The sequence below is a fragment of the Paenibacillus sp. P4_A7 genome, assembly GCF_056402455.1.
The window spans coordinates 1-9,195 of the sequence record NZ_JBFUHJ010000207.1 but is presented as its reverse complement, the minus strand read 5'-3'; the positions used below and the strand labels follow the sequence as shown (position 1 = coordinate 9,195).

At 44.2% G+C, this 9,195-nt stretch carries 10 protein-coding genes and 1 pseudogene; all 11 read right to left on the bottom strand.

The features are described from left to right. Window positions 1–375: pseudogene (locus tag AC1DWN_RS20790) on the bottom strand (polyribonucleotide nucleotidyltransferase); the annotation flags it as partial. A gap of 163 nt (window positions 376–538) precedes the next feature. After that, complete coding sequence (gene rpsO / locus AC1DWN_RS20785; protein WP_477560817.1) at window positions 539–808, bottom strand: 30S ribosomal protein S15; 270 nt, start codon at window positions 806–808, stop codon at window positions 539–541. Between the two features lie 214 nt (window positions 809–1,022). Continuing rightward, window positions 1,023–1,970, bottom strand: coding sequence for a bifunctional riboflavin kinase/FAD synthetase (locus AC1DWN_RS20780; protein WP_477560815.1), 948 nt, complete (start codon window positions 1,968–1,970; stop codon window positions 1,023–1,025). Between the two features lie 46 nt (window positions 1,971–2,016). Further along, window positions 2,017–2,931: a tRNA pseudouridine(55) synthase TruB gene (gene truB, locus AC1DWN_RS20775; protein WP_477560814.1), complete on the bottom strand. Its 915-nt coding sequence runs from the start codon at window positions 2,929–2,931 to the stop codon at window positions 2,017–2,019. Between the two features lie 3 nt (window positions 2,932–2,934). After that, the gene (locus tag AC1DWN_RS20770) at window positions 2,935–3,924 is read right to left on the bottom strand and encodes a DHH family phosphoesterase (RefSeq protein ID WP_477560813.1); all 990 of its coding nucleotides are present in this window, start codon (window positions 3,922–3,924) and stop codon (window positions 2,935–2,937) included. Next, entirely contained in the window at window positions 3,921–4,277 is a 357-nt protein-coding gene (rbfA, locus tag AC1DWN_RS20765) for a 30S ribosome-binding factor RbfA (protein WP_477560812.1), read from the bottom strand. Before rbfA ends, AC1DWN_RS20770 begins: the two co-directional genes overlap by 4 nt. A gap of 7 nt (window positions 4,278–4,284) precedes the next feature. Continuing rightward, window positions 4,285–6,897 (bottom strand): translation initiation factor IF-2, encoded by a 2,613-nt coding sequence (gene infB, locus AC1DWN_RS20760; protein WP_477560816.1) that lies wholly within the window; start codon window positions 6,895–6,897, stop codon window positions 4,285–4,287. Window positions 6,898–6,961: 64 nt separating this feature from the next. Continuing rightward, window positions 6,962–7,294 carry a L7Ae/L30e/S12e/Gadd45 family ribosomal protein gene (locus AC1DWN_RS20755; RefSeq protein ID WP_477560811.1) on the bottom strand — a complete coding sequence of 111 codons (333 nt, stop codon included), beginning with the start codon at window positions 7,292–7,294 and terminating at the stop codon, window positions 6,962–6,964. Then, window positions 7,281–7,595 carry an RNase P modulator RnpM gene (gene rnpM / locus AC1DWN_RS20750; RefSeq protein ID WP_477560810.1) on the bottom strand — a complete coding sequence of 105 codons (315 nt, stop codon included), beginning with the start codon at window positions 7,593–7,595 and terminating at the stop codon, window positions 7,281–7,283. The genes AC1DWN_RS20755 and rnpM overlap by 14 nt, the downstream gene beginning before the upstream one ends. 44 nt (window positions 7,596–7,639) lie before the next feature. Then, a complete protein-coding gene (gene nusA / locus AC1DWN_RS20745) occupies window positions 7,640–8,737 on the bottom strand; it encodes a transcription termination factor NusA (protein ID WP_477560809.1) in 1,098 nt (365 codons plus the stop codon). A gap of 40 nt (window positions 8,738–8,777) precedes the next feature. Beyond that, on the bottom strand, window positions 8,778–9,195 hold a 418-nt coding region (gene rimP / locus AC1DWN_RS20740), incomplete at its 5' end, for a ribosome maturation factor RimP (RefSeq protein WP_477560808.1).

The window sequence follows — 9,195 nt, the reverse complement described above, 5'->3', positions numbered from 1 at the left end:
GATTTCTGGAGGACAGTCTTGATCAACGCTCATAACAATATTCATTACTTGTACATCGTTCCGGAAGCCTTCCGGGAACAACGGACGAATAGGCCTGTCCGTTAGTCGGCTAGATAAAATCGCCTTTTCACTTGGACGGCCTTCACGTTTAATAARTCCACCTGGGATTTTACCAACGGCATATAAACGTTCCTCGTAGTTAACTGTCAGTGGGAAAAAGTCCAAATCCTTCGGTCCCGCAGATGCTGTAACTGTACATAATACGACTGTATCGCCGTACTGGACCTTCACTGCAGCATTGGCTTGCTTCGCAAGACGACCTGTTTCAATTGACATAGGTCTTCCGCCTACTGTCATCTCAATTCGTTGCACCATTTTATCCCTCCTATATGTAGCATCACTATCTTCGAAAACTATATAGCACTGCAAAATCAGCAGTTTACTCTGAGTCTTTTCATATTACAAAAAGCAACCCGAATCCGCGTATCCGTTATTCCCGGACGGCAGGACAACCAGGTTGCTTTTCATTTCGCAAGTTCTATCGGCGAAGGCCGAGTCTTTCGATCAATGCGCTGTAACGTCTGATATCGTTGTTTTTCAGGTATGCAAGCAGCTTACGACGCTGACCTACCATCTTGAGCAAACCACGACGGGAATGATGATCTTTCTTGTGCTCCCGCAAATGCTGTGTCAAGTTAACGATGTTTTCAGTCAGGATAGCGACTTGAACTTCTGGAGAACCTGTATCAGTTGCATGAGTCTTATGCGTAGCAATCAGTTCATGTTTACGTTCTTGTGTTATTGCCATCCTCATTCACCTCCTTCTATATAATCGCCATTAGCCTCGCCGCCGCCGGTGAGATCGGTCAACCAAGCTAAGGTTCAGTATGTGGCTAGTATACACAATATGTATGCCTAATCACAACGTTGTAAAGTATAACACATAGTATAGGTAGTTGTCGAGTCTGATAGTAATATTAGATATTCTCTATCCTCGGCCATTCTACTAAGTCGAATATAAATCAAACACGCTCAGTAACTAATCTGGCTTGTATGGAATCTAATTCAATCTGTTTGACAAGCTCATCTATAGAGCTGAACTTCTTCTCTGATCGAATGAATGAACGGAATTGTACACGCAGCTCTTCTCCGTAAATATCACTATTAAAATCAAACAAGTGGGCTTCCATAACTGGCTTGACATCAAGTTTGTTAAAGGTTGGTTTCATTCCATTATTCAATACTCCTGCATACGCCTTATCACCCAGCCATGCCGTAATCGCATAAACGCCAAGTTTAGGTGCTACATAGCAATGTTGAAATTCAAGATTAGCAGTAGGAAAACCAATCGTTCTACCTCTGCCATCTCCATGAATGACGGTACCTATTACTTCATAGGGTCTACCAAGCAAGCGCTCAGCCATCTCCAGGTCACCTTGCTCAAGAGATTCCCGAATGTAGGTACTGCTCACCTTCTTATCATCTTCATACAAAGGCTCTATCACATGAACCTTAATATTCGGTGCGCCGAGTTCTTTTAATTTCTCAGTATTTCCCAAGCCACGGTATCCGAAAGTAAAATCAAAGCCTACAACAACCTGCTCTGCATGAAGAGTACGGAGTACTTCATCTACAAAGCCTTCTGGTGAAACAGCGGCTATAGAAGAATCAAAGCGCATAACGAATACGAGATCTACGCCAAGCTCTTCGAATAGTTTGACCTTCACGTCCAAAGGAGTTAAGCAGCAATAATACTGATCGCCTTGACCAAGTACTTCCTTAGGATGTGGATCAAACGTCATAACAGCTGCCAGCATATCAGTCTCTCTCGCCGCTTCAACAGCAAGGCGAATGACATTTTCGTGTCCCCGATGAACACCGTCAAAATGACCAATAGCTATAGAAAGCGGCTTGTCTAACGTTAACGTAKACAAACCGTTTAAAGGGTAACTTAATGGTATAATTTCCAACGCTGACACACCTGCATTTCCTTATTAACTACGATGCTTCGCTCGCTTAATCTGTAAAAACCTTTACTGGCTTAAAAACAGACAATCTCATATCGATTTGATAGATACCGAGAAATAAATTCTCGTCATTATAAAATCGAACAAGTTGTCCATCCGCGCTTTTTGGAAAAGACTGTTCTGCATGTGACAAACTAACTCTTTGTCCCTGCAGTGCCAGCTTTCCTATAGAAACAGGAACAACTGCTTTATCAAAATGAGCTATCGCATCATCCGCTGCGATAAGATACTCACTTAATTGTCCAGACAGCTGTAATTCCTCAATTTGTTCGAGTGTCAAGCAGCTTTCCTTCGTAATTCCAGCTGACATCGTACGCGTCAACGTAGCCATTGTAGCGGGTACACCGAGCGCTTTTCCTATATCCACACATAATGTGCGTATATAAGTACCTTTCGAGCATACGACAGAAAACGATATTCTAGGCTGATCAAGATCTAGCTGTGTCTCGATTACATTCAACTCATAAATCGTAACCGTCCTAGACTTGCGTTCTACCGTTATTCCTTCTCTAGCAAGGTCATAAAGACGCTTACCATCGATTTTGATTGCAGAATACATAGGTGGAACTTGGTCGATCTGACCTATAAAACGTTTTAGAACTTCATGAACCTCTGCTTCAGTAACCTTTACAGTTGCTTGACTCTCGATTACTGTCCCTGTCATGTCTTCTGTATCTGTTGCAATACCAAGTTGCAGCACCGCTTCGTACGCTTTAGGGCGTTCCTGCACATATTCCACCACTCTTGTGGCGCGTCCGAGACATAACGGCAATACGCCGGTTACCATTGGATCAAGCGTTCCAGTATGACCTATTCGCTTCATCTTCAGAAGTCGTCGAACTTTTGCAACCACATCGTGAGAGGTCCAGCCTTCCGGCTTCCAAACTGCCAAAATGCCGTCCATCGTCTAAACCAACGCCTTTCTTACTTCTTCCACTAATTGTTGAATAGCTTCATCTAATGGGGCTTCTAAACGACATCCAGCTGCTCTTACGTGACCGCCACCGCCAAAAGATTGTGCTATAGCAGCTACATCCGCTTTGCCAGCAGAACGCAAGCTCGCCTTAACAGCGCCATCATCGGCTTCTTTGAACAAAATCCCGACTTCTACGCCATCGACGTTCAAAGCGTAATTAACAATGCCCTCAAGATCTTCAGGCACAGCTCCTGTATCACGCAAATCATTCTTACCGATAAACACCCAACCTATCTCTAGGTTAGATGAAAAAGTTAGACGATTTAAAGCGATTTGAAGAAGTTTCAGCTTAGCCATTGTCATTTTCTCAAGCAAATGGTCCGCCAATTCATTACCCGATACGCCTATTGCAAGCAAACGAGAAGCTATCTCCATCACTCGCGGACTCGTATTGGAATAACGAAAGCCGCCTGTATCGGTTAAAAGCCCTGTATAGATAGCTGTTCCGCAATTCAAATCAAGTGTAAGGCCCGCTCTTTCAATCATATCAAAGAGGATTTCAACCGTTGCAGCTGCTTCGGATCGAATGACATTCACGGTGCCAAACCCATTGTTTGTCGGGTGGTGATCGATATTAAGCAGCTTTGCTCCAGGAGCAAAGCTGCTTGATACGTCTCCAATACGACGAAAATCTGCGCAATCTACAGCGATGATTGCATCATACTTCCGTTCTGAAGCTGTTTGTTTATAGTTGACAATCGTATCGAACTGATGAATAAAGCTGAGTCTTGAAGGCAATTCACCCTCATTGATAAGCACAGCTGATTTTCCAAGCTGCTGAAGCAGCCAACCTACAGCTACAGAAGAGCTGATCGCATCGCCGTCCGGTTGGACATGCGATACGACAAGAAAATTATCCGCGCTTCTCATAAAGGCTAACGCATCATCTAACTGCTTCAAATAGCTGAAGTCAGCTATCATCGAGCTTCGTTCCCACTGTTAATTCGTTCAAGCAATGCTTCGATTCTGCTGCCATACTCAATACTGCTATCAAATTTAAAGAACAGCACTGGCGTGTGACGAAGTCGCATTCTCTTGCCTAGCTCAGTACGGATAAAGCCAGTTCCGCTAGCTAGTGCTTTAAGTGTCGCTTCCTTCTGCTCTTCACTTCCGAGCACGCTCAAATATACTTTTGCTTGAGACAAGTCACTAGTCGTTTCAACACCGGTAACGGTGATGAATCCAATACGAGGATCTTTTAATTCGGTCTGAATAATTTGGCTCAGCTCTTTTTTAATTTGTTCGCCGACCCGTCCTACTCGAATCTTTGCCATACTACATTCACCTCTCTACCGTTTCCATGACAAACGCTTCGATTACGTCGCCTTCTTTCACATCGTTGAAGCGGTCAAGAGTAATACCGCACTCATAACCTTGTGCGACTTCTTTGGCGTCATCTTTGAAGCGTTTGAGGGATTCAATTTTACCAGTGAATACAATAACTCCGCCACGGATAAGACGAGCTTCAGCGGAACGAGTAATTTTACCTGAAGTAACCATCGAACCGGCGATAACGCCAACCTTAGTCACTTTAAATACATTACGCACTTCAGCTTGACCAATAACAACTTCTTTGTAGATTGGATCAAGCATGCCTTTCATTGCTTGCTCAATTTCATCGATGACGTTGTATATGATGCGATGCATCCGAACATCAACCTTCTCTTGAGCAATCGTTGCTTCAGCTTGTGGATCAGGACGAACGTTAAAGCCGATTACGATTGCATTTGAAGCGGAAGCAAGAATAATATCCGATTCAGTAATCGCGCCTGCACCACTGTGAATAATTTTAACTCTGACACCTTCGATGTCAATTTTAGCTAGTGAGCCTTTTAGAGCTTCAGCTGAACCTTGAACGTCTGATTTAATAATTACGTTCAAGTCTTTAATTTCACCATCTTTGATGTGGCTATACAAATCTTCAAGAGTAACACGTGTATTGGCACCCATTTCCGATTCGCGGTGCTTAATGGAACGACGGTCAGCAATTGCACGTGCTTTACGTTCATCTTCGAATACCATGAACGGATCGCCAGCTTGAGGTACTTCTGTTAAACCAGTAATTTCTACAGGAGTAGATGGTCCAGCTTCTTTTAAACGACGACCTTTATCGTTAACCATTGCTCTAATACGACCGAAGCAATTACCAGCTACGAAAGCATCGCCAATTTTAAGCGTACCGTGCTGTACAAGGATGCGAGCTACTGGGCCTTTTCCTTTATCTAGTTCTGCTTCGATAACCGTAGCGCGTGCCCGTTTGTTCGGGTTAGCTTTGTAATCATTCATCTCAGCAACTAGCAAGATCATTTCCAGCAAGCCTTCTAGTCCAATCCGTTGCTTTGCAGAAACTTCTACGAATATTGTATCGCCGCCCCACTCTTCTGGAACAAGCTCATACTCGGTCATTTCTTGCTTAATTTTGTCTACATTTGCTTCCGGTTTATCGATTTTGTTAACGGCAACGATAATCGGAACGCCTGCTGCTTTAGCATGGCTAATCGCCTCGACTGTTTGCGGCATAATACCGTCATCAGCTGCTACAACAATAATCGTAATATCTGTAACCTGCGCACCACGAGCACGCATTAGCGTAAACGCTTCGTGACCAGGAGTATCTAGGAATGTAATTTTCTTTTGGTTAATTTCAACTTGATAAGCACCAATATGCTGCGTGATGCCTCCAGCTTCTCCACCAGTAACATTCGTTTGACGAATAGCATCAAGCAAAGTCGTCTTACCATGATCGACGTGACCCATGATGGTTACAACTGCCGGACGAGTTACCAAATCAGCTTCTTCATCTGATTCTTCAACCGTTTCGAATGAATCCTCTTCGACTGGAATCTTCACTTCAACCTCAACGCCATAGTCAGATGCGATCAAATGGATAGCATCCATGTCAATTTCTTGGTTGATTGTAGCCATTACGCCTAAGAAGATCAGCTTTTTGATAACTTCTGAAGCATCCTTATGCAGTAATTTAGCCATTTCGCCGACTGTCATTGTTCCGCGAACGATGATTTTCTTCGGTGTATTATCAATCTTCTCACGAGGAGGCTGCTGTTGGAATCTACCACCGCGTCCTTTAGGGCCACGATTGTTGTTACCTTTGTAGCCGCCGCCGCCTTTACCATCTTCAAACCGTTTCTGGTTCGTTCTTGGCTTATTGGCATCATCTGTTCTACGCGCTTGGCCGCCTTGAGCCGGTTTAGAATCAAATGTACGGTTAGGACCTTGCTGTGCTGGACGGTTTGCGCTATCTTGACGAGGAGCGCTTGGACGACTGCTTGTAGAGCTTCCTTGTCCACTTGGTCCGTTTTGACCAGGACGATTTTGTCCAGATGAAGCTGGGCGGCTACCCTGGCCACCTTGTCCTTGTCCAGGACGACTTGAGCCGCTATTACCGGATTGTGCTGGACGATTGCTTTGTCCCCCCGCCGGACGACTCGAATTCGAACTGGATGGTGCTGGACGGTTACTTGATTGTTGCGCTGGTCTTGCATCACTTTGCTGTTGAGTCGGTTGTGGTTTCGTATTATTTGTATTAATAGAATTCATTGGCCCCTGTCTGTCTTGAGTTAAGTTTTTGTTTGCTTGCCCTGGTTGCGATTGCGTATTTCGATCCTGTTCACTTTGCTGTTGCTGTTGCTGTTGCTGTTGCTGTTGCTGTTGCTGTTGCTGTTGCTGTTGCGGTTGCGGCCGACTAACAGCTGGTTGAGTGGAAGATACCGTGGCGCTAGATGTTTCCTGTGCGCGTTTAGCAGCGGCATTTGCTTTAATATTGCGGAAAAAACCTTCAACCTTGTTTACCATTTCATTTTCCATAACACTCATATGGTTATTAACTGGCAAATCAAGTCGTTTAAGAATCGTAATAATTTCTTTGCTGCTCATATTGAGGGATTTTGCATACTCATACACGCGCAGCTTTTCTTTATTATTTTCCTTGCCGTCTGGTTTATTGTTCAATATTATCCACCTCCGTATTTTGGCTCAGATGACTCGCAATCATTTTTCCGAATTGCGCATCGGTAACCGCTAATACAACCCGTTCTGGCTTACCAATCGCTTTTCCTAGTTGATCACGGTCGAATGCTTCTGCGAGTTGTATTCCGTAGGTGTTGCATTTGTCTCGAAATTTTTTCTTCGTATTAGGTGAAGCGTCAGCAGCTACAACAACAAGATATGCTTGCTTGCTTCTTACTGCTTTAAGAACTATTTCATCACCTGTAATGAGTTTCCCAGCTCTCATTGCCATACCAAGCTGAGAAAGGGTCTTATTCTGCTTCATCGCTTATCAACTCCTTACCAGCGATGAATTGCTCCTCTACCGAAACGAAGTCTTTCTCAAGCTGATCGTAGATATGCTCTCCGACCTGCTGTTTTAACGCTCGATCAAGTGCTTTGGACTTCTTCGCTAATTTGAAGCAACTCACTTTGCCGCATAAATAAGCGCCGCGACCCGCTTTCTTGCCTGTCAGGTCAATCTGAACTTCTCCGGACGGTGTCCGAACAATCCGAATGAGTTCCTTCTTCGGCATCATTTCCTGACAAGCGACGCATTTACGAAGTGGTACTTTTCTCGGTTTCACCGTACACCCCTCCTCTGCCAGTTGAATGACGTTATTCCAAGTTGCTAATCGATAGAAACCGAGTCCTGATGCATGATCGTCGTTAATGATTTCGGACGGCCATACTCTTGCTCAGCTTGCGTCTCGCTCTTAATATCGATTTTCCAGCCGGTCAATTTTGCCGCAAGACGCGCATTTTGACCTTTAATGCCGATCGCGAGTGATAACTGGTAATCAGGAACGATTACTCTAGCCATCTTCTCTTGCTCGAACACGATAACTTCCAGAACCTTAGACGGGCTAAGTGCGTTCGCCACATATTCATCTACGCTTTCAGACCAACGTACGATATCGATTTTCTCGCCTTTTAGCTCGTTTACGATCGTCTGAACGCGCATTCCCTTTTGACCGACACATGATCCAACTGGATCGACCTCAGAGTTCCGTGAATGAACAGCAATTTTAGACCGGAAACCAGCTTCCCGTGCTACCGAACGAATTTCAACTACACCATCATAAATTTCTGGAACCTCTAGCTCGAATAAACGTTTTAAAAGACCAGGATGTGTGCGGGACAAAATAATTTGCGGTCCTTTAGTCGTGTTTTCAACTTTCGTGATATAAGACTTCACACGATCGCCATGCTTGAATTTATCCGTTGGCATTAGTTCCGTTAGCGGCAATACAGCCTCTACCTTACCCAAATCCACAAACAAATTGCGAACATCCTGACGTTGAACAATCCCGTTTACAATATCCTCTTCTTTATCGATAAAAGCATTGTAAATGAGACCGCGCTCAGCTTCGCGGATTCGCTGCGTAACGACCTGCTTCGCTGTTTGAGCAGCGATACGACCGAAGTCGCGAGGCGTTACTTCAATTTCCGCTACGTCATCCAATTGATAGTGAGGGTTTACTTCACGTGATGCTTCGACTGTAATTTCCAGCCTTGAATCAAGCACCTCATCGACTACCGTTTTACGAGCGTATACTTTGATAACGCCTGTATGTCGATTAATATCAACTCTTACATTCTGTGCTGTATTAAAATTCCGTTTATAGCTTGAGATAAGCGCAGCCTCTATAGCTTCTAGGAGCACGTCTTTGGCGATCCCCTTATCTCTTTCGATTTCCAATAACGCTTCAATAAAGTCCATGCTCATCGGAACGAAATTCCCCCTTTCAATAATAAGAAAACAAATATTAGAATACGATTGCTAGTCGAGCGCCGGCTACTTTATCGTAAGGAATCGTATGCTCTTTTTTGCCTACGCGAACAACTACGTTCTCCCCGTCAAATGAAAGCAGCAGCCCTTCAAAGTCTTTAGCGCCGCTGATCGGTTCATATGTCGTTATGTAAACGTGTTTGCCGATCGCTTTATGCACATCTTCGGGCTTCTTCAGCGGTCTTTCCGCTCCAGGTGAAGATACCTCTAAAAAGTAGACATCTGTAATTGGGTCATTCTCATCCAATTGTTCGCTCATAAATTCGCTGATACGGCCGCAATCATCAATATCGATTCCGCCTTCTTTATCCACGAAAACTCTAAGGAAATAATTACTTCCCTCTTTGACGTACTCAATATCAACCAGTTCAAATCCATTATTGCTGAGAAATGGC